This is a genomic window from Vibrio profundi, assembly GCF_043642225.1.
Taxonomy (GTDB): domain Bacteria; phylum Pseudomonadota; class Gammaproteobacteria; order Enterobacterales; family Vibrionaceae; genus Vibrio; species Vibrio profundi_A.
On sequence record NZ_JBHZSF010000013.1, the window covers coordinates 45,328 to 65,381 of the forward strand.

Annotated in this window: 15 protein-coding genes and 2 tRNA genes; 10 read left to right on the forward strand and 7 right to left on the reverse strand. The window is 43.6% G+C overall.

The features are described from left to right. Nucleotide 1: 1 nt before the first annotated feature. On the reverse strand, nucleotides 2-2,137 hold the full coding sequence (locus tag ACHUFI_RS17560) for an LruC domain-containing protein (RefSeq protein WP_394251465.1): 2,136 nt from the start codon (nucleotides 2,135-2,137) through the stop codon (nucleotides 2-4). Nucleotides 2,138-2,643: 506 nt separating this feature from the next. Between ACHUFI_RS17560 and pulA the strand changes: the two genes are divergently transcribed. Then, the gene (pulA, locus tag ACHUFI_RS17565; protein WP_394251467.1) at nucleotides 2,644-6,246 is read left to right on the forward strand and encodes a pullulanase-type alpha-1,6-glucosidase; all 3,603 of its coding nucleotides are present in this window, start codon (nucleotides 2,644-2,646) and stop codon (nucleotides 6,244-6,246) included. Nucleotides 6,247-6,317: 71 nt separating this feature from the next. On the opposite strand, the gene moeB is transcribed toward pulA, so the two are convergent. Both moeB and moeA read right to left on the reverse strand, forming a co-directional pair. Continuing rightward, nucleotides 6,318-7,070 carry a molybdopterin-synthase adenylyltransferase MoeB gene (moeB, locus tag ACHUFI_RS17570; protein WP_394251469.1) on the reverse strand — a complete coding sequence of 251 codons (753 nt, stop codon included), beginning with the start codon at nucleotides 7,068-7,070 and terminating at the stop codon, nucleotides 6,318-6,320. A gap of 8 nt (nucleotides 7,071-7,078) precedes the next feature. Next, entirely contained in the window at nucleotides 7,079-8,314 is a 1,236-nt protein-coding gene (gene moeA / locus ACHUFI_RS17575) for a molybdopterin molybdotransferase MoeA (protein ID WP_394251470.1), read from the reverse strand. A 170-nt stretch (nucleotides 8,315-8,484) separates the two neighbouring features. On the opposite strand from moeA, the gene folE reads away from it, so the two are divergent. The 3 genes from folE to ACHUFI_RS17590 all read left to right on the forward strand — a co-directional run bounded on the left by folE (nucleotide 8,485) and on the right by ACHUFI_RS17590 (nucleotide 11,294). Then, a complete protein-coding gene (gene folE, locus ACHUFI_RS17580) occupies nucleotides 8,485-9,138 on the forward strand; it encodes a GTP cyclohydrolase I FolE (protein WP_394251472.1) in 654 nt (217 codons plus the stop codon). A gap of 181 nt (nucleotides 9,139-9,319) precedes the next feature. Next, entirely contained in the window at nucleotides 9,320-9,826 is a 507-nt protein-coding gene (locus ACHUFI_RS17585; protein WP_394251474.1) for a hypothetical protein, read from the forward strand. Nucleotide 9,827: 1 nt separating this feature from the next. Beyond that, a complete protein-coding gene (locus ACHUFI_RS17590) occupies nucleotides 9,828-11,294 on the forward strand; it encodes a diguanylate cyclase (protein WP_394251476.1) in 1,467 nt (488 codons plus the stop codon). Here the strand turns inward: ACHUFI_RS17590 and ACHUFI_RS17595 are convergent. From ACHUFI_RS17595 to ACHUFI_RS17605, 3 genes are all read right to left on the reverse strand, one after another. Further along, nucleotides 11,277-11,822: a hypothetical protein gene (locus tag ACHUFI_RS17595; RefSeq protein ID WP_394251478.1), complete on the reverse strand. Its 546-nt coding sequence runs from the start codon at nucleotides 11,820-11,822 to the stop codon at nucleotides 11,277-11,279. The two genes, ACHUFI_RS17590 and ACHUFI_RS17595, sit on opposite strands and share 18 nt — an antisense overlap. Then, nucleotides 11,815-12,354, reverse strand: a complete 540-nt coding sequence (locus ACHUFI_RS17600) for a YaeQ family protein (RefSeq protein WP_394251480.1) — start codon at nucleotides 12,352-12,354, stop codon at nucleotides 11,815-11,817. Before ACHUFI_RS17600 ends, ACHUFI_RS17595 begins: the two co-directional genes overlap by 8 nt. A gap of 111 nt (nucleotides 12,355-12,465) precedes the next feature. Continuing rightward, nucleotides 12,466-12,675, reverse strand: a complete 210-nt coding sequence (locus ACHUFI_RS17605) for a cold-shock protein (protein WP_004737278.1) — start codon at nucleotides 12,673-12,675, stop codon at nucleotides 12,466-12,468. A 439-nt stretch (nucleotides 12,676-13,114) separates the two neighbouring features. Here ACHUFI_RS17605 and ACHUFI_RS17610 point away from each other — a divergent pair, with 439 nt between their 5' ends. Continuing rightward, nucleotides 13,115-13,267 carry an alternative ribosome-rescue factor A gene (locus ACHUFI_RS17610; RefSeq protein ID WP_394251646.1) on the forward strand — a complete coding sequence of 51 codons (153 nt, stop codon included), beginning with the start codon at nucleotides 13,115-13,117 and terminating at the stop codon, nucleotides 13,265-13,267. A 58-nt stretch (nucleotides 13,268-13,325) separates the two neighbouring features. On the opposite strand, the gene ACHUFI_RS17615 is transcribed toward ACHUFI_RS17610, so the two are convergent. Beyond that, nucleotides 13,326-14,489: a threonine/serine exporter family protein gene (locus tag ACHUFI_RS17615; RefSeq protein WP_394251482.1), complete on the reverse strand. Its 1,164-nt coding sequence runs from the start codon at nucleotides 14,487-14,489 to the stop codon at nucleotides 13,326-13,328. A 220-nt stretch (nucleotides 14,490-14,709) separates the two neighbouring features. On the opposite strand from ACHUFI_RS17615, the gene ACHUFI_RS17620 reads away from it, so the two are divergent. From ACHUFI_RS17620 to ACHUFI_RS17640, 5 genes are all read left to right on the forward strand, one after another. After that, nucleotides 14,710-16,281 carry an EAL domain-containing protein gene (locus ACHUFI_RS17620; RefSeq protein WP_394251484.1) on the forward strand — a complete coding sequence of 524 codons (1,572 nt, stop codon included), beginning with the start codon at nucleotides 14,710-14,712 and terminating at the stop codon, nucleotides 16,279-16,281. Next, entirely contained in the window at nucleotides 16,274-17,650 is a 1,377-nt protein-coding gene (locus ACHUFI_RS17625) for a transporter substrate-binding domain-containing diguanylate cyclase (protein WP_394251486.1), read from the forward strand. Before ACHUFI_RS17620 ends, ACHUFI_RS17625 begins: the two co-directional genes overlap by 8 nt. A gap of 122 nt (nucleotides 17,651-17,772) precedes the next feature. Next, nucleotides 17,773-17,847: transfer RNA gene (locus tag ACHUFI_RS17630), tRNA-Gly, on the forward strand. Nucleotides 17,848-17,883: 36 nt separating this feature from the next. Next, nucleotides 17,884-17,958, forward strand: a tRNA-Gly gene (locus ACHUFI_RS17635). A 603-nt stretch (nucleotides 17,959-18,561) separates the two neighbouring features. Then, nucleotides 18,562-20,016: a DUF3360 family protein gene (locus tag ACHUFI_RS17640; RefSeq protein ID WP_394251488.1), complete on the forward strand. Its 1,455-nt coding sequence runs from the start codon at nucleotides 18,562-18,564 to the stop codon at nucleotides 20,014-20,016. Nucleotides 20,017-20,054 lie beyond the last annotated feature (38 nt).

Sequence of the window (20,054 nt, forward strand, 5' to 3'; positions counted from 1 at the left end):
CTTAAGGCTCGTAGCATTGGTTATTAGAAGGCGAATTGAACCAAGTAGTGGACCGAGTCCCCCCAGATTGTGCATAGTCAGCAAAATCAGGGTAAGCGGTGACCAAATCGACATTTTCTAAAGGCCATTCCCACTCACTATCGGCTGTGATAAGTAATGCCCACGGATGGTTTAAAGCCGTTTTAAAGTATTTACCTGTGGCTGGGTCACTGTCATCGACACCTAGCCCTGTGTTAAATAGATTGACAGTATCAAACGCTTCAGTTGGTGCCTTGTCAGCTAGGTGGACTTCCCAACTTCGTCCTGGGTGAAGCGGAAGGTTATCACCATGGTAATATCCTGGAGTCGCGAAGATGAATGGGTCGTACGGCATATCAGTCCAATTGGCATCTTCCACGCCATCACCAGTTAGAGTGATACCGAGTTGGAAGGTAAATTGTTCGTCTTCTTTGCAATTTGATAGCGTGCGATAGAAGTTACAGCTGCTTGCGACCTCGCTACTTAAATCGTTGCTTACAACAAATATGGCTTCGGTTCTTTCTTCTTCCATACCAGATGAGGTGAAAGATCCATTCTGTTTCATATAAGATTGGCCAGAATCAACCATATTCGGTGCTAGGTCCTCTAGTCGGATAGCGAAACCATTTTTGTAATCTGCGCCTATGGCAACTAATCTTCCGTCAATGGTGGTTTTTACCACTTTACCTTCTTTGAGAATCTCGGTAATACGGTACATAAACACGGCATCGTTCATGTCGTAGTCTGCTTTATAAGGCCAGTTGTCTTCATAGGCTAATGTCGCGTAACCGGAAGCACTTGGAAAGTAGCGAGCTGACGCTCCGTTGTTAAGGACATCGATCTGGAAGTCGACGACTTCACCTGAAGTTGAGCCTCCGTAATAGTTAAGTCCTGTTTGCTGACTGAATCTGAAACGTGCCCATGTAGTGCCGGCTAATGCATTGATATCGACATTGAGGAACAAAGTATTTTCACCAGCGGATAGTAGTTGGTCGGTAAACACTTGTTCTGTAGCACCATCAAAAGTGCCATCTTGATCCCAGTCTATCCACGCAGATAAATAACCACTTGTTGATGCCTCCACAACAACACGAGAATCTAACCCTGACTCGACAGCGGTAACGAAACCAATACCACCATTTGTCCATTCATCATCTGAACCTGAATTATCGTCAGAAAGAGGGCTCACAAATCCATCTTGTTCGGAATCTGGAGCTTCTGTGCCTAACCAAGTGATGCCATCAAGTTCGTGTCTAGGACCGTTATTGGCAAGCGTTGTTTTATACGAGTCTGGAGCGTCACCAAAATCAATGTTGGAATCTTCGTCTACGACGGGAGCGTTAGCACAACGAGCGCCATCATTTTGATTGGAGGCAGGGCCGTTAGATACAAATTCAATAGCTGGAACGAAACCTGCGGCAATGTTGACGGCATTGCCCGGAGATAAGTCAACTCGATAAATCTTCCCATCTTGGTTTCGAGAGACATAGTAATAGCCATTTACATCAAAATAACCCGCACCAAACGTACCCGTTTCGCCAGTATCACCAATATAGGTTTCAGCACCAGTAGTCGGATTAAATCGATACAAAGCACCAGAGTTGTTGTCGATACCATAGAGTGAACCGTCACTAGGATGGAACGCAAAATCTGTTAGGTTGACCGTTGCTGGGCTGCCTACCACTTTGGTGACGGTAACTGTGGCGGTTGGATCGGAGTCTAATGGCGATAGATCAACCGTAAATAGGCCTTTACCTTTGCGATATAGGTAGTAAACGTGGTTGTAAACATCACCAACGAAAAAGGTGTGATCGGTGGGTAGACCTGATGTATTTAGGATTTCAGCTTGGAAGTCTTGTCCAAGGCGGACCAGGCGTTTATTTGTGGTGTCGTAACCGTAAATGTATCTATCATCGAAGTCGAACCCGACACCGTTAATATTGGCATTTAGCCCTGTGTCGTCTTCAAGCAGTGATGTCGAACCGGTGACTAGGTTTACACCCCAGACTTGAACGGGGGTCGACTGAAATAAGTAGGCTTTACTCGGGCAGGTATCAAATGGCGCTGAATAGACCGAACCGGTAAAGGTGAGAAGTAATATTAAAGTTAAAATCCGCATGCCCACATCCTTTTTTTGTTTAAGCCTATATCTGCTCAATCAAAAGTTGTGCCAAAGTTTAACTTGTTGTTTTTATTTGATTATATGATTTGTTTATGTCTGGCTTTCTAAAATGAAAGTCAAAAAGAGAACGAGTGATAGTGGGACTGTAAGAGATTTTCACTCTCCTTCTTTTCAACGAAAAAATAAGTTGAGTTATTAATGTGAGCTAGCGTGCATTAGGTGCACTCTCGAAAACGAGGCGTTGTGTTCATGCGTTTTGCACTCCTCCTTAAAAGCGTCAAAATGAGCGAAATACGCCCGCCCTCTACGCCCTTAATTGCGCAGCATATCACTGTGTATCCTCCTCTTGATTTGCCTAATTCATCCTACTAATCGTGATTACTATACGCATGTTTGCTTATTAATTGTGACGAAAAATCTTTGATGATTTTGAGCACATTTTGCTGCGGATCGTTAGCCGTAGCATATCGTCTGATCTAATAACAAACATATGGATATATAACGTGAACCATAAGCATTTTAAATTATCGACACTGAGTAAAGCCATTTTACCTTTGATGGCTGGCTCCCTTCTTATTGGTTGCAACTCTTCTTCAAGTGACAGTGAAGAGGCAGAAGCCAGCTCTAGCGTGAGAGTCTATTACAAGGCTTCAACATCTGCTCAAGCACAATCTGCACAAAGTGATGACTATTCTGGCGCAAGCTTATACGTGTGGAACGACGAATCGTGCGCCGCATATTCGGGTGGGAATCCGGACGCGAGTGACTGGAGTAAAGGGCTATCTCCGGATGGTGTTGATGATCAATTCGGTGCTTATTGGGAGTTAGAGGTCGATGAAGCGGAAGGTACCGAGTGTGTCAACTTTATCCCTAGAGTGAACGGTGAAAAACCGTTAGGGGAGTACAATGCAAAAGCCGATTTAAATCAAACTAATGAACAGGGCGAAGTCTTTACCCAAGAAGCGGTGGCTGCTGTATACCCAGAGTTAATTACCTCGGAAGATGTGCCGGATTCCCATGTGCGTATTTATATGAATACGCCTGATGGTGACCAAAGTGACTTTACCCTTCATACATGGAATGAAGGCGAGTGTACAAGCTTAGACGGCAATAACACGAATTGGCCTGGAATGGATACAAGCGGTGTTAGTGATACATACGGACCTTATTGGGATGTACCGTTCAATCAAGCGCAAGGGTGTATCAATATTATTCCCAATAACGGCGACTACCAAACTGCGAATCTAAAGTTTGAATTCGATAAAACAACCGCAATAGGTAACGTGGCTTTCGTTTTTAAAGGGACGGATAAAGTTTATTACGATGCGTTAGCGAATAAGCCAGCAACAGCTGTCGAACTATCGGGTGCAAGCGCGATTTTCGCTGATGATACAACGGTACTTATCAACAATGCAGACGCGACAGAACTGACTCTGTATTTTTCAGAGACGGCCGAACTAGAATTTGATACTTCAACAAAAGAAGTGAAAAATGCGACTAAGCAACTGAGCTCGACCACCAAAAGTGGCACAGACTGGCAGGCGGCGAAGCCTCATCTAGCGAATGACTTTACGGGCTTTACGTTTGATTTCTCATCAGAAGGTCATGCTCTAAAAGATTTGCTCAAAGGTCAGCTTATTTTAGTGGCATCGGATTCTACGGGAGTGATTCAAGCAACAGAAGTTCAGCCAGCTAGCGCGCTCGATGCTCTTTACGCAGAGCAAGCCAAAAATTTAGAGTTTGGTGCGATTCTTAATGATGATGGAACAACAAGTTTTAGATTATGGGCGCCAACTGCGCAGTCAGTAAAACTTGTTCCGTATTCTTCTGACAAAGTGGCGCAAACTGCCGTCGATATGACTTTTGATGATACGACGGGTAGCTGGGAAGCAGAAGATACCTCACTGGCTCATGGTGATTACTACCGATACGAAGTCACGGTTTTCCATCCAGCGACAGACAAAGTCGAAACGTATGAAGTGACGGATCCGTACTCGCTGAGCTTGGCAATGAATTCACAGTTCACTCAGGTTGTTGATCTAACTAGCGCCGATGTCACTCCACAAGGTTGGAGTGCGCTTGAAGCACCTCAGTCACAAGACAACCCTGCCGAGTTTGTACTGTATGAAGCGCACGTGCGTGATTTCTCGGCATTTGACAGTTCAACGTCTGATGCGCAGCGCGGTAAGTTTGGCGCATTTACAGAGTCTGACTCGGTCCCCGTTCAGCATTTGAAAGCTTTGCAACAGTCTGGCGTTACGCATCTTCACTTATTGCCAGTATTTGATATTGCGACCATCAATGAAGATCCTGACCAAGTCGCGAACATCAATGAACCCTTTAGCAAGTTATGTTCGCTGGATTCAACGGTGAGTAGCGATAGTGATTTTGGAAATTACTGCTCTGGAGATGAAACGATCGCTGAAGTGTTTACGGCTTTGTCGGCACAAGACAGTAAAGAGAACGCCGTTGTTCAACGTCTAAATGGACATGTCAGAAATGTAGACTCGTTCAACTGGGGTTATGATCCGTTCCATTACACAGTCCCAGAAGGTTCGTACTCGACAGACGCCGAAGGGCTGACGCGTATCAAAGAATTCCGTGAAATGGTGATGGCGGTTAAAAATGATATCGGAATGAATGTGGTGATGGATGTGGTTTACAACCATACCAATGAATCTGGTGTTTCAAGTAAGTCGGTATTGGATCGTATTGTGCCTTGGTACTACCAACGTTTAAATGAATTCTCTGGTTCAGTGGAGCAATCGACGTGTTGTTCAAATACAGCGCCAGAAAATACAATGTTTGGTAAGTTGATTGATGATTCGATTACAACTTGGGTTAAAGAATACAAAATTGATGCGTTCCGTTGGGATTTGATGGGGCACCATCCGTTAGCGCAAATAGAACAAACGCTAGCGGCTGCTAAAGCGGTTGATTCAAATGTCTACTTCTATGGCGAAGGCTGGAACTTTGGTGAAGTTGCGAATGATCGTATGTTCGTTCAAGCGACTCAGCCAAACTTAGGTGGCACAGGCATCGGTTCTTTCTCTGACCGGCTGCGAGATGCGGTACGAGGCGGAAGCCCATTCGACAGTGAGGATTCTCTTCGTTCAAATCAAGGTTTTGGTAATGGAGCGGCGGTTCTACCAAACGATCTAGCTGGTACGCCGTCTGAAGCTGACACGCAAGCCGTGATGCACTTAGCAGACATTGTCCGACTTGGTATGGCTGGTAACCTGAAAGATTATGAGTTCACTGACAGTAATGACACCGTCATCAAAGGCTCAGAGCTTGATTATAATGGACAAGCAGCGGGGTATGCCGTTAACGCCAGCGAAATCCAAAACTATGTGTCTAAGCACGATAACCAAACACTGTGGGATAATAATCAATACAAGATTGCTTATGATGTACCGGTAGAAACTCGCGTAAGAATGCAGGCGGTATCATTGTCTACCGCGCTACTTGGGCAAGGTGTTCCGTTCATCCATATGGGCAGTGAGTTCTTACGTTCTAAGTCGATGCAGCGAGATTCGTACGATTCTGGTGATTGGTACAACCTAGTCGACTTTACCAAAGCCGATAACAACTGGGACGTAGGGTTACCTCGCGAAGATAAAGACGGCTCTAACTGGGACATCATCGAGAATGTGATTGTTCAATCTGCTCAAGAGGCGAACCCTACGGCGAGCGATATTGAAACGATGGATCAATTCTTTAAAGAGCTGACAGCATTGCGCGCGTCTTCAGGCTTGATGACTTTAGATAAGGGCACTGAAATTGAAAAGAGAGTGCAATTCCACAATACAGGTTCTGAGCAAACGTTAGGTTTGATCGTGATGAGCATTGACAACAGTGGTGCGAACTTTGATGCAACTATTGACGGAGAACGTGATGGTTTAGTGGTTGTAGTGAATGCGTCGCCGACAAACTTAGAAGAGTTTAGTCAATTCGATGCAACGGGGTATGCGCTTCATAACATTCAAACAGCCGCAGCAGAGGCTTCGATTGCCCGCAACGGAGTTGATGTGGCAAGCGTAAGCAATAACAAACTGTCTGTACCTGCTTGGTCGGTTGCTGTGTTTGAGAAAACACGAGACTGATGAGTTCATCGTGTACATAACAAAAAAACCAGCCGAAAGGCTGGTTTTTATTTAGCGAGGCAGGTTAAACCTTACCCCTGGCACACACTACAGGTTGGCATTTTCATAAGATTCATTTCTCGCCAGCTCAAAGACATCGCATCGAGAATGAGTAGCTTACCTGATTTAGGAGCACCGAAGTTTGCTATGACCTTAATGGCCTCTAATGCTTGTGTTGCACCAATAATACCGACCACAGGAGCCATGACACCAGCTTCGACACAGCTTAAAGCCGCGTTTCCAAATAGTGCGCTTAAGCATTGGTAACAAGGAGCATTTTCGTCTTGGTAAGTAAAGACGCTCACTTGACCTTCCATTCGGATAGCTGCGCCAGAAACCAAAGGTGTTTTAGATGCAAAACAAAGGCGATTGAGCTGATTACGAGTATCTACATTATCACTCGCATCCAGCACTAAAGAGTGGGATTTCACCAATGCGCCCAACTCTTCGTCATTGAGTCGCTTAGCTACAGTGTCTACCACTAGGTGTGGGTTGAGTGATTGTAACGCTTCGGCCGCTGACTCGACTTTTGGTCTACCGATATCGCCGTCTGTGTGCAGCACTTGGCGTTGCAGATTTGACAGTTCGACGACATCATCATCGATTAAGGTGAGCTTTCCAACACCAGCCGTTGCCAAATATTGAGCAGAAGCACACCCTAAACCACCGGCTCCAAGAACAAGTATGGAACTTTGTTTTAAGGCTTCTTGACCGTCAAAATCAAACTGTTTCAGAATAATTTGACGATTGTAACGAAGCATCTCTGCATCAGATAAAATTTCCATTAAATTGCCTAGTACAGAGTAGAATTGAACAGTTGGATTTGAACCGTCTCACCAACGGCCACGTTTCCACGGTCTTTTTCAATCACAACAAAACAGTTCGCTAGGCTCATTGAACGGAACGCGCCTGAACTTTGGTTGCCTGTGGTTTCCACAACGAATTGACCATTTTCAATGCGATAAATACCGCGTTGGTAATCCGTACGTCCTGGGCCTTTTTTAAATGCAGATTGAGTAATAGCAGGGATAGACTCTGGCGCTGTCCACTCGCTGTGTCCTGCCAATTTCGCAAGCATAGGCTGAACCAAAACATACATAGTAAGAATGGCTGACACTGGGTTCCCTGGTAATCCGCAGAACCATGCGTTATCAAGTTCACCGAAAGCAAAAGGTTTACCTGGTTTGATTGCCAGCTTCCAAAAGCCGATTTGTCCAAGCTCTTCGAGAATATCTTTAGTGTAGTCAGCTTCACCAACGCTCACGCCACCGGAAGTCACAACCACATCAGCCACTTGCTGCGCTTTATCAAACGTTTCTTTCAATGTCGCAGGGCAATCAGGGATGATACCTAGGTCAATGGCTTCACAGCCGAATGCTTCGATCAGTGGCTTGATACCGTAACGGTTACTGTCGTAGATCTGGCCATCTTCCAATGGTTCGCCTAATTTCTTCAGTTCGTCGCCAGTGGAAAAGAACGCGACTTTAGGTTTACGGACAACCGTCACATGACTGATACCTAGTGAAGCGATCATTGGGATGTCACGTGGAGTAAGACGAGCGCCTTTTTGAAGAACAATGTCACCTTGTTTGATGTCGTCACCAGTAGGACGAATATTGTTGTTCAGAGAAATGGTGTCTTGTTTTATTTCAATTCCCGCGTCAGTGACAGCAGTATTTTCTTGCATCACTACCGCATCACAACCTGCAGGCACCTTTGCACCCGTCATAATACGAATACAAGTTTGAGCAGGCCATTCGCCTTCAAACGGCTGACCAGCAAATGATTTACCTGCTAAAGGAAGTGTTTTTGTCTGTTCTAGGTCAGCCAAGCGTAGGGCATAACCATCCATTGCTGAATTATCAAAAGGAGGCACAAAAATAGGAGATAGGACATCTTCAGCAAGTACAAAACCCAAAGCATCGGCAAGAGGCAGAGAAAAAGTCGATTGGATTGGTTTAATCGGGGTAAGCATTTTGTCTAATGCTTCTTCAATTGGCATCAAGCCAGGAGCGTCACAACAACCCATAATTGAAATTCCTTTATCGTTTTAATTTTTATCATCTAGTTTAGGCGAAGTACTTTAGCATAATTTGAATCCCCTAAATAATGACCTCCCTTAAAATATGGGTGTATTTATTCAAAATTACGCGTATCCTTGTCAGCCATCCGTAAGGGGTAAAGTAAAGAGGAATAGGAATGTCAGGTCTTAGCGAATCAGCGAAGTTGGTTAAAGATGCGCTAGCAAGTCGCGGGTTAGAAACACCAATGAGCCCGAACGATGTAAGCCGAGAAGAAAAGAAAGAAAGAATTGAGTTTCACATGCGCGAAATTCTCTCTTTACTTGAGCTTGACCTTTCTGATGACAGCTTAGAAGAAACACCGAGCCGTATTGCAAAAATGTACGTTGATGAAGTGTTCTCTGGTTTGGACTACAAGAACTTCCCGAAAATTACGGTAATCGAAAATAAGATGGACGTGAGCGAGATGGTTCGAGTGAAAAACATCACTCTGACTAGTACTTGTGAGCACCACCTAGTGACCATTGATGGTAAAGCCGCAGTCGCTTATATCCCTCGCGGAAAAATCATCGGCCTTTCTAAGATTAATCGCATTGTTCGATTCTTTGCACAGCGCCCGCAAGTGCAAGAGCGCATGACTCAGCAAATTCTTGTCGCACTCCAAACTTTATTGGAAACAGAAGATGTTGCCGTAACGATGGATGCAGTCCACTACTGCGTTAAGTCTCGTGGTGTGATGGATGCGACTAGTGAAACGACCACGACTGCGTTAGGTGGGATATTCAAAAGCAAGCCAGCCACAAGGCATGAGTTTTTACACGGCTTACGATAAGCCAATAGCAGATTTTAAAAGCCCCAATGATTGTCATTGGGGCTTTTTCTTTATGACAACATAATATTTTATCGATTTAACCAGTGGCAAAATGAATTACTGATAACTGAGGAAAATATAATTAGTGAATTCTATTTATAAATGTTATCTTCTTTCCACTTTTTGTTAAGCAATAAACTTCATGGAACGACCTATTTTTGTTCTTGTTTTTGGTGTTTTAGCACCAGTTACGGGATCTTTCGCGAGTTCTTTGGCCAGTTATCCTTCTGATTGGAAACGTTGGCCAATGGTGAATGAAACCGTCAACGTAGGACGAGATGTCAAGCTTCCTGAAAGTGCTTCGTTGTTTGTTCAGCGAACGGTTGCTCAATACAATTGGATAAATGAGGGTAGAGGGACGGCTGTTCATGTGTATGTTCATCCAGACAAGCTTGAACAATATAAGACTCACGGCCCTTATACCGATGGACCTACCGCTATTGCGATTTTTCAAGAACCAGGGATTATGTTTGTAACGGAACACTATGCAGGTATACCTTTGTACGGAACGTACGATTTGCAAGGCACGGATATTTCGAAGCAGCATCCGTCGTTTGAAGTCCAAGCATGTACGGCTTGCCATGAGCAGTTTCAAGACATCTGTGTAAACGGAACCTGTGGTGATCGCGTGAACGCTGCCTTTAGATAATATGCGTCGTCGTTTTAGCCTTTCTCAACTCCTTTTTATTACCCACGCCGTGCTAGTGCTGTGGTTAGTCGGCTCTTTCAGCTATACCCGCTATATGAGTGAGTGGAGTAGTGAAGTTGAGGCTGAAGTACGATTGGCGAATGCATCGATGCACTCTATCGTCAAAGAGCTTTCTTTCGCTGCTGGTGGTCGTAACTATAATCATGTGGCGACTTCCGAAGCACTCAATACCTATAAAGAGCTGCAGAACCTATTCTATTTTGAAGTCGATGCACTCTCTCAAAATAACAATAGTTACAGGATTGCATGGATAAAGGATGTCAATGATATCTGGAACATCGATGCATCACTTAAAAGCAGTGAAGTGTTAGAAAGCCAAATCAAAACACTGAAATCTAAGTTAGACACTTCACCAGAGTCAGAACGATTCAAAATCAATTATGCGCTTGAACGCTTGATCGATAAGCAAGAGCAGTTGATCAATCATGTGCGTCTTGAAAACTTGTTCGGCAATATCTATTACAAGCCTGAATTTGGTGGTGGCGATTATGTCCTCAATTCAGATTCTTGTCTTCTTTACATCAAAATGCCTCTAAGCGGAGCAACCGAAGGCTATGTTTGGGCGGTGTTTGATGCATCAAACCTGACAGAGTTTAAAATCGACACCTTAAAGTTGGTTGCGAGGGAAGCTCTGGTTGCAATTCTGTTCTCATTAGCGCTGATATTTTGGGCTTCGAGACGTATTATCCAACCGATTCATCGCTTAGCTCAAAGTATGGAAGGGGACATCGACTCAATTGATGTTAACAGCATTCCAGAGCGAGATCGTTCCGATGAGCTGGGGCAACTTGCTCAAAGGTATGCTTCCCTCATTAAGCGAATCCAAAACCAAATGTTGGGATTAAGGCGCCAATCTTTGTTTGACGTGCTTACTGGGGTTTATTCACGCTTTGCCTATGAGACACAAGCAATATTGGCATTAGAAAACGCGAGAAACAATAAGCGTTGGTTTGGCGTGATCGTGATAGATATTGATAACTTTAAGGCTTACAACGATCATTTCGGCCATTCAGTCGGTGATGAGGCATTGCAAGCTGTAGCCAAAGCCTTACGTGCTAGCATCAATCCACATTCGGACAAAGTATACCGATATGGTGGTGAAGAGTTTGTGGTGGTCTGTGAAAAGTCTTCAGCAACATCGATCACCATGTTGGCTGAACTATTGCGTAAGAACGTTTGGTTAAGGAAGTTGCCGCATCCAAGTAACAAAGATTTGGGCTATGTGACGTGTTCTGTTGGGGTTTCAATGATTGAGTCGACAGACAAGGAAACCAGTTTGAAAGCGTTGTTTAAGAAAGCCGATTTTGCCTTGTATCAGGCGAAAGATAATGGCCGAAACCAAGTTATCACGGCTCCGACCACAATGTGTAACACCATCAAATCTTGTGCATCAGAAGAAGTTGAATAGCTTCTTGATTTTCGCAAACAAACCTACTGGCGTTTGCTGCGCTTTGTAAATAGATAAGCCTTGGTAATACCCTTCTAAAAACTGCGTGCGTTGCTCATCCACATCGGTCACTACTGCTTTTGCGATAAGCTCGGAGGTAATCACGGCATGATCATTCGCTAGGCTAAAATCCATGCCTAAACGTCCTTGCACTGTTAACCATAGATGAGTGGCAAACAGGAGAACTTCAGTTTGATTGTGTTTGAACTTCTTAGAGTGTTCTGTGCCGACCGAATCTTCGATAAGATCTTTCATGGCTTGGCTTGAAGCGAGCCCCGACTCGAAACCGCTTGTCGCTTCGATATGAAGTTTGGTCAACAATCCAAGAAGAATTTGTAATTCAGAATGCTCTGGCTTGTTTTCACATGCGCGTTGGTAAAATTCGTGGTTGTTTTTAATAAAGGTGTCGAAATCACTTTGAAAGCGTTTGTTAAACGGCTCGTTTTTACCAATACCAGCAGATTCTAAACTTTGCTCCAGGCTAGTCATTTTCTTGTAACTCTTCCCAAGTTATCTCACACGACTGAGTATCACTGTTCACAAACGCTGAGTTGCCAGTGAGCATAACGGATAAATCCATTGTACGCTCGATCATGCCAGCCATTTGCTCGATACCTTCGTTATTCAAGCGGGTGATTTGAGCATTAAGGTAGCCAAACTTACCTTTGTTTTGTTCCCACCACACATTGGATTTGGTGTTGAATGAGTACACCTTCACTGATTTGGATAAACGAGTCGCTTTCTTAACGCGTTCAGGGTCAGGCTCACCGACATCAATCCATTGCTCAATTTGGTCGTCTAGGCTTTTTAACCACAGGTCTGGCTCTTCGACTGAAGATAGCCCTTTTGTAAATTGTAACTCTTGAGAGGCATTAAGGCAGAAAGCCATTACACGCGCCATCATACGTTGATCGTTTTCTGACGGGTGTTGCGCGATAGTGAGGTTAAAAGAGTCGTAGTAATCACGGTTCATATCCGTTAGCGAGATACGAAACTTGTAAATGGTAGGTTTAAGAGCCATGGGTATGTCTTTGAAAAATAGAGTAGACAGATACTACCTTAATTAGTGGAACGACGGGCAAAAAAATAGCCAGCAGATGCTGGCTATTTTTAAAAAGCTTTAGGTACTGAATTAAAGTACTTTGATGCTATCAGCTTGTGGGCCTTTTTGACCTTGAGATACTACGAACTCAACTTTTTGGCCTTCAGCAAGAGTTTTGAAACCTTCGCCAGTGATTGCAGAGAAGTGTGCAAATACGTCTGGACCGTTTTCTTGTTGAATGAAACCGAAGCCTTTAGTTTCGTTGAACCATTTTACTGTACCAGTAACTGTGTTAGACATAATCAATATCCTAATAATATAAGTTGTATTGCGCCAATATGGCACTGATAGCGTGGAAAAGTTGATTGCTATTGTTTACAACACAACGGGGTTACAAGTAATCCAACGAAATGTTTACATACAAAGAACTTTCTTTCTAGCCGCCAATGAGTCTAAATCAAATCCCTTGATAGTCAACGAATACTCGAGAGAAAATTCGGATAACTTTGGAGGCCATCAAATTTTCGTCCCCTTAAATATCATAAGGTTACAATCGTATGACGTTTTCTAATGAATTAAATTAAAACTATTGAACAAAATCGTTTATTATTTATTTCGACAAGTCAGTTACTGACTAAATCATTAACAAAAAGTAGGAATAAAGATGAGTAAGAAGAAGCATAAAAGCTTGCACTTATCTACTCATGAAATAGTCAATCCGCCAAAGGTTGATCACGAAATGGGTAGAGGGGAAATCAAAGACAATGCATTAAAGGCGGTTGTCACCAGTCAACTATTTAGAACTCGAACAGTAAAGGCGAAAAAAGGAAAAGGAAGCTTTAATAGAAAAGCAAAACATAGAGGCAAAGAGCCCTATTCAAAGGCCGCTTGATAGCGTTGTTTGAATAGGGCTCTTTTTATATCAACTCAGTTTGTTTGGTTTGTCGGTGCTACCTTTCAACTTTAGGTGAGTAAATGGAGTAGGCCGTAATTTGCCCTGCAACAATCGCAGAGAACATAAAGAGTGCCGACAATCCAATACTTGGGATCGGGAGGATTGATTGTTCAAACACGGATTGGCTTGCGCTCACCAACACTCGGCTACCAGGTACAAGAATAATGATGCCCTGAACAATGTATATTGATCCTGTCAAATCCATGCGTTTCGCGATCCAAGTTCCGTAGAGCGTGATTAACACCGTTGTAATCCACGTGCCGACTACCCAGCCACTATCAAAGCCTAGGTAGAAAGGTCCCCACATACCCAAAACTGCAACCGGCAACCCAAGCAAGATGTCCTTAGGTCGAGCATTAAATATCACTCCGATAGAAACAGAGATCAGTACCAATCCAAATACGTGCATCCACATTGGCACTTCATTGGTATAAGAAATTGATTCCGCTTGTCCCCATATGGCTTCACCAATGTTTAATCCCATTACAATTCCCACGAACAGTTTGATCAAGGTGAGGGCACTTTGACCTAGTAAGCTGGTTCCTGAAACTAAGTCGTTAAACGCCAAACACTCTAGCGCATTTGCAATCGAAAGTCCGGGGACAAAGAGGACGATAGCTGCAATACACAGCGCCCAAATTGGAATCGGCAACCCAGTGCTGGCAAGGAAGGCGACAAAAATGCCGGTTACTAGCGCGGATATGAATTCTGCAGCAATGGCTCGTCTTGAATGACATAGCTGCTGACACAACCAAACCATAAACCCAAGAATCACCGAAAACCCAACAGCCTCTAATGTGCTACCCACTAGCATAAGGTACGCAGGTGGAATCCCCATATTTGCCAATGCAATAACAAACTTAGGGTAGCCAGTCGGTTCAGGGACGGGCTCACTGCTTGGCTGATTGATTCGAATAATAGTATTTGCGAGCAAACTTAGGTTAATAGACGCAGGTTTGAGGCGTTTTAATACAACGGCGTTATTGTCATCTGGGAACTGGTAGTTTATCGCCGTAGGGGTCGCTTGAATCATGACATCCACACCATGCTTACGAGCATAATGTTGAGTGTATTTTTCTAGCTTATAAGGTGCACAACCACTTCGGTGAAGGGTGTCACCAATCTCAACGATTTTGTTAATTCTAAACTGCGAAGGCATGGGCGTATTGGGGACGAAAATTGTGCGGCAAATGTATCAGAGCTCACCTCAATTGACGAGTTATTTGCGTCTCAAAATCCATACTTTTTTGCCAATCAACGTAGGAATTTGTTTGTTCACTCAATAACAAGGCAATTTGTACTACGCTTATTGTTAATGGAATAAATAAGTCCATAGTTTATAAAAAATTTTATGAATGAAAGACGAATATGGAGTGAATTTGAAAGCTAAGACCAATGTCCGAGAACTCACTATTTCGATGGTGATCCCGCTGTTGATTTTTGTTGTTTCGTCGGCGGCGATTTCACGAATATTTGCCTATCAGATCTGGCAACGCACCAATGTCGAAGCTAACTATATATTGAGTTATGCGATCAAATCTCGGCAGGAAATTCATAGCAGTCTAAATAATCTTAATGATTTACGTTTCAATGAGTGCAATGAGCAAAACCTTCTAGAAATGCGCAAGGTTCTGTTCCGCTCTCATTTCATAAAAGATATTGGCTTTTTTGATGGAAAGGACCTGATTTGTACCACTGGACTTGGTTTATTAGAAACTCCCTTTACCGACCCATCTGAACCAGATGTCGTGTCACCTATTGGCGTAGAGTATTGGCATTTTGAGAAGCTACTTTTCTTTAATCAAGAGCATTCGGGGCTGATCGCGCGACTTGGCAATTATAACGTTGTGATTGACCCAGAGTTCATGACGGATCTCCTTGGTCAAGAATATCGCTGGGAGATGTTCTTTAGTTACGAAGGTAATGAGTATTCATGGGCGGGCGAGGCAGGAGTTTCTAACCACGCTAGTAGGGATGAACCTTATCATTTTTGGGGAGGGCGTTCATCGACCGTCGTGAAGTGTGATGCATCAGGGCGCTTGTGTGCTGCAGTGGAGCCAAACAAAATTCGCGAAACCGAGTTTCCGCCTTTACTTGTAGAACTCACATTTTTGTTTTCTATCTCATTAGGTGGGTTTGGTTATCTATGGGTTCGTAAGTACTACCTTAGAAAGCGAACAACGGCAAACCGAGTGAAACAGGCATTGATTAACGGTGACTTTTACTGCGTTTATCAGCCAATAGTTGATTTACACACAGGGGAAGTGGTTGGTGTAGAAATGCTAGCTAGAGTCGAAGATGAATATGGATGCATGACACCTGATGAGTTTATTCCGGTGATCAGTCAGCAAGAAAAAACATGGGAGTTCTCTGCTCGTTTAATGAAGATTGCATTGACCGAGTTAAACCCAGTGGTAACGGATAACTTTAGGTTAAGCATTAATGTATTTCCTAAGGACATAGCGAGTGGAGCAGTCGCCCATATCAGCAGTTTTGGCGAATTTAAGCACTTTAAAGGCCGTGTGATCTTGGAAGTAACGGAAAGTGAGTACCTAGAAGAAGAAGGAAGTCCGGTCACGATCGCGCATTTGCAGACAGAAGGGATTGATATTGCGATAGACGATTTTGGGACTGGGTATTCCAATTTGAATCAGCTTAGAAAGATCAACAGCCAAGTCTTAAAAATTGATAGAAGCTTTGTCATAGATGTTGAAGATGGCGCGATTCGCTCTTCCCTCATTCAACATATTGTGGACATCGCTCGCGGAGAGAACATGAAATTGGTCGCTGAAGGAATCGAAACAACCGTTCAGCATCAGGCCTTGAAGAAAATGGGGATTGAATATGGACAAGGCTGGGCCTTTGGAAAACCGATGAGAATATCAGATCTAGCCGACTACTTGGCTCTGGCTGATGAAGGAGTAATAGTGGGAGCCGTTTCCAGTGAATAAACGCCTAATTGTATTTTCGATAATCAGTTTACTTGCGATGCTGGCCTCATCGGTAGCGCACGCTAAATCTGAAGATTCGAAGACATTGATTATTGCCAATTCAAAAGCTTGGAAACCATTTTCTTACATTGACGAAAAAGGTGAGCCAAACGGAATTTTGATTGATCTATGGAAAGAATATTCACGGAGAACCGGTGTAGACGTTGAGTTTAAACTGACAGATTGGAATGAATCTTTAATGTTAGTGAAAAATGGTCAAGCGGACGCTCATGCGGGGCTGTTATGGTCTGCGCCTAGAGATGAATTCCTCGACTATAGCGATACCCTGCTTACCATAGATACGCACCTATTTATGGTGCAAGATTACATCGGAACCGATTTGAATTATTTCTTGGCTGGTGATGAAGGCAAATCAATTGGTGTAGTGGAAGGCGGTTACGAGCAGTATTTTGCTGAACAGAATTTCCCTAATTTGCAGTTAGACATGTTTGTTAACAATGAGCAAATGTTCAACGCAGCGCTGAAAGGCAAATTGACGGCCTTTATTGCTGACACCCAAGTGGCGAATTTTTATCTTTATACTTCTAAAGCTGAAGTGCAGATAGCACCTGTCATGTTTTTGTATTCCGGAGATTTAAAAGTCGCGGTGGCTGAAGGGAACCAAGCATTACTAGAAAGCATAGATACCGGTTTCTCGAGTTTATCTCGTAAAGATCGCGAACAGATTTTAAGTAAATGGATGCACATTAAAACTGTTTACCCTCCGTATTTTGTGCCAAGTCTTATATTGGTGGTCTTCGGCATTATTTTTATTTACGCAATACAGTTGAAACGGACAGTAAAAGAGAGAACGCTCGAATTAGAAAAAGCCAACCGAGAATTGGTTCGGGTGGTTAATACCGATGAGCTAACCGGGGTCAGTAATCGACGTCATTTCTTCAAACAAATCACCAACCTTGATATTGGTGTTGCCTCGGTAACTGTGATGGTTTTTGATATCGATGACTTTAAGCAAATCAATGACAATTTTGGGCACAACGTTGGGGACATCGTGATTCAAGCGGTCGCGAGCCGAGCGGCAAATTCACTGGACTATAAGCATCTATTTGCTCGAATAGGGGGAGAGGAGTTTGCGGTTGTTTCATTTGGATTATCCTGCGAACAGGCACAGCTTCGTGCTCAAGGCATTTGCGATGCTATCAGTGAGCGACCAGTAAAGTGCCGAAATCGTTACATACAGACAAGCGTTAGCCTAGGGTGTGCGTATTACGAAATGCAACCGGAGGTCGTTTTACTGAATGATGCAGACCATTTGATGTACGAATCGAAAAAGTCGGGTAAGAACCAGATCACACTTCAACGCTACTAGTGTTTAATGTTTGTACAAAAAACTCGCGCAATGCCTGTTATGCAACCACTTAGACAAATATTCAAAGAAAAAGGTTTCGTTTTCAGTTAGATGTGGCATTATCAATCTCGTCGAGACGATGTGCGTGCATCGTATAATGGCTATTACCTCAGCCTTCCAAGCTGATGATGCGGGTTCGATTCCCGCTGCACGCTCCAAGTCTTACCGCATCAGTCTTTACCACAAGACACAATGCGTGCATCGTATAATGGCTATTACCTCAGCCTTCCAAGCTGATGATGCGGGTTCGATTCCCGCTGCACGCTCCAAGCTCTCACCCAAAGAGTTTTTCCAACATTTATCCCCTTATTAGATACCCTGTCAAGTCAGCGTAGTCACTGCTATATCACTCAAAAATAATTTACCTATTCACCTGCTTTGAACGCATACATCGTTGAAAATTTACTATCAAACTCGAAAGCTATTCACTCTCATCTGACGCGACAATCCTATTTCAATTTAGTCTGTTCTTGTCTCAAATATTAAACCTGACGACTATTGTGCGTCACTTTGATGCTAGACAAGCAGATTATTTGGCAATATTCGGCAGTATGAAGTCTTGTAATAATATCAAATTGGTATTTATGCAATTGGTTGTTATTTATTGTCAGTTATTCTGAAAATATCGTATTACCCATATTTAATATTAAATAGAAGAGCAAAATACTCATTCATTTAATAAGCAATTTAGTTATTTATGGGATTATCTACTTAATGTGATTGATGTCCCAACTAATCGTTTAAATGTGCGTTGTACCGCCTTTATCATAACTCCATGTGCGGTAACGGGTTAACACTGACATATATCAATTTTCAAATCTCATAACTATTAATAATTATATGAGTAGCGGAAATGATTATATGGAGTGGAAATGAGTAACATGGAACAAAGTGCCTACCAATCGCGTAGGCGAAAAGCCAAAGAATTTGAATCCCGTGATGAATATCTAGAACATGAGTTATCCATCCTCGATCTAAAGCGGTGGCGAGTCCACTTACCATTTAGAGATTTTGGTGTAGAAATTGAAGATTGGGTACCAGCAATTGCCGCAACGATAGGCAAAGTCGTGATGGTGACGGCTATGGTCGCAGCTTTTGCGGCTCAGTTTGGGCTTTCACCTGAGTTTGTCGCAGAGAACGTACGCTTTGAATTATTGATTGCTGGGCTCATTTTTGTTGTATTCTTTTCAGCCATATTAAACCCGCTAAGTAACCTTGCTGGCACGCATGGGCCAATGATCCCACTGATCCCATTAATCGCCGCAGCCGGAGGTCACCCTTTAGCACTCGGTATTATGGTTGGTGTGTTTGGATTAATTTTGAGTGCGACTAAAGGTGGCTCAAAATTAGTGAAATTAACAGGCGAAGGGGTGAGAGGTGGCTTGCTCATTTATTTAGGTGCGGTTGGGTTAATCGGCCAGCTTAATAAGTTTGAAGCGTGGTCAGTGACTTCAGGCCTTGATGCGGTTTCGTTTGTAGTTATTTCTGCCACCATTGTGATTTATGCCTATTTAGCCAAAATTGAAAAGCGTTGGTTGGCGATCCCACTTTGTTCCTTTATTGCGGGTGTCGTCGCCTTCATTATGGGCGTGCCATTTGAATTCACCACGGAGCCTGGCTTACCTAATATGAGCCCGTTTTATTGGTGGGGTGAAAATACCGGTTGGCAATTAGGTTGGCCCAAATTAGAGCACTACATTGCGGTCATTCCATTTGCTATTTTGGCGGTCGCGATGTGGTCTCCAGATTTCCTCGGGCATCGAGTGTTCCAAGAATTGAATTACCCTAAGAAAGCCAAAGGCGCGTTAATGGATGTGGATGACACGATGACAGTGTGCTCTATTCGCCAAATGGTCGGTGCCGGATTAGGTGGGGGCAATCTAGCATCTTCATGGGGTACCTATATGATCCCTGCGGCTATCGCTAAACGCCCAATTCCTGGCGGTGCATTGTTAACGGGTTTACTGTGTGTGTTCGCTGCTGTGCTTGGTTACCCAATGGATCTAGCCATGTGGGAACCGGTATTACGCGTTGCCCTGTTAGTTGGTGTTTTCTTACCGCTTCTTGAGGCAGGAATGCAGATGGTGAAAAACGCTCGCAATTCACAAAGTGCTGGCATTTGTATGTTCGCATGTGCTTTGGTTAACCCTGTATTTGGTTGGGCGATCACCATGCTGCTAGATAATATGGGTTTGATCGGTAATAAAGAGAGAGCGGACTCACTGGCTAAAGTCGATAAAGTGACGATTCCACTAACAACGGCGATCGTCTGTATTGGCGCATTAGCAGTCGTAGGGCAGCTACCGGGTATTCCGGCATTGCTGTAGGCCTGATTAAAGGGAGCTGCGAGTCAGCTCCTTTTTAT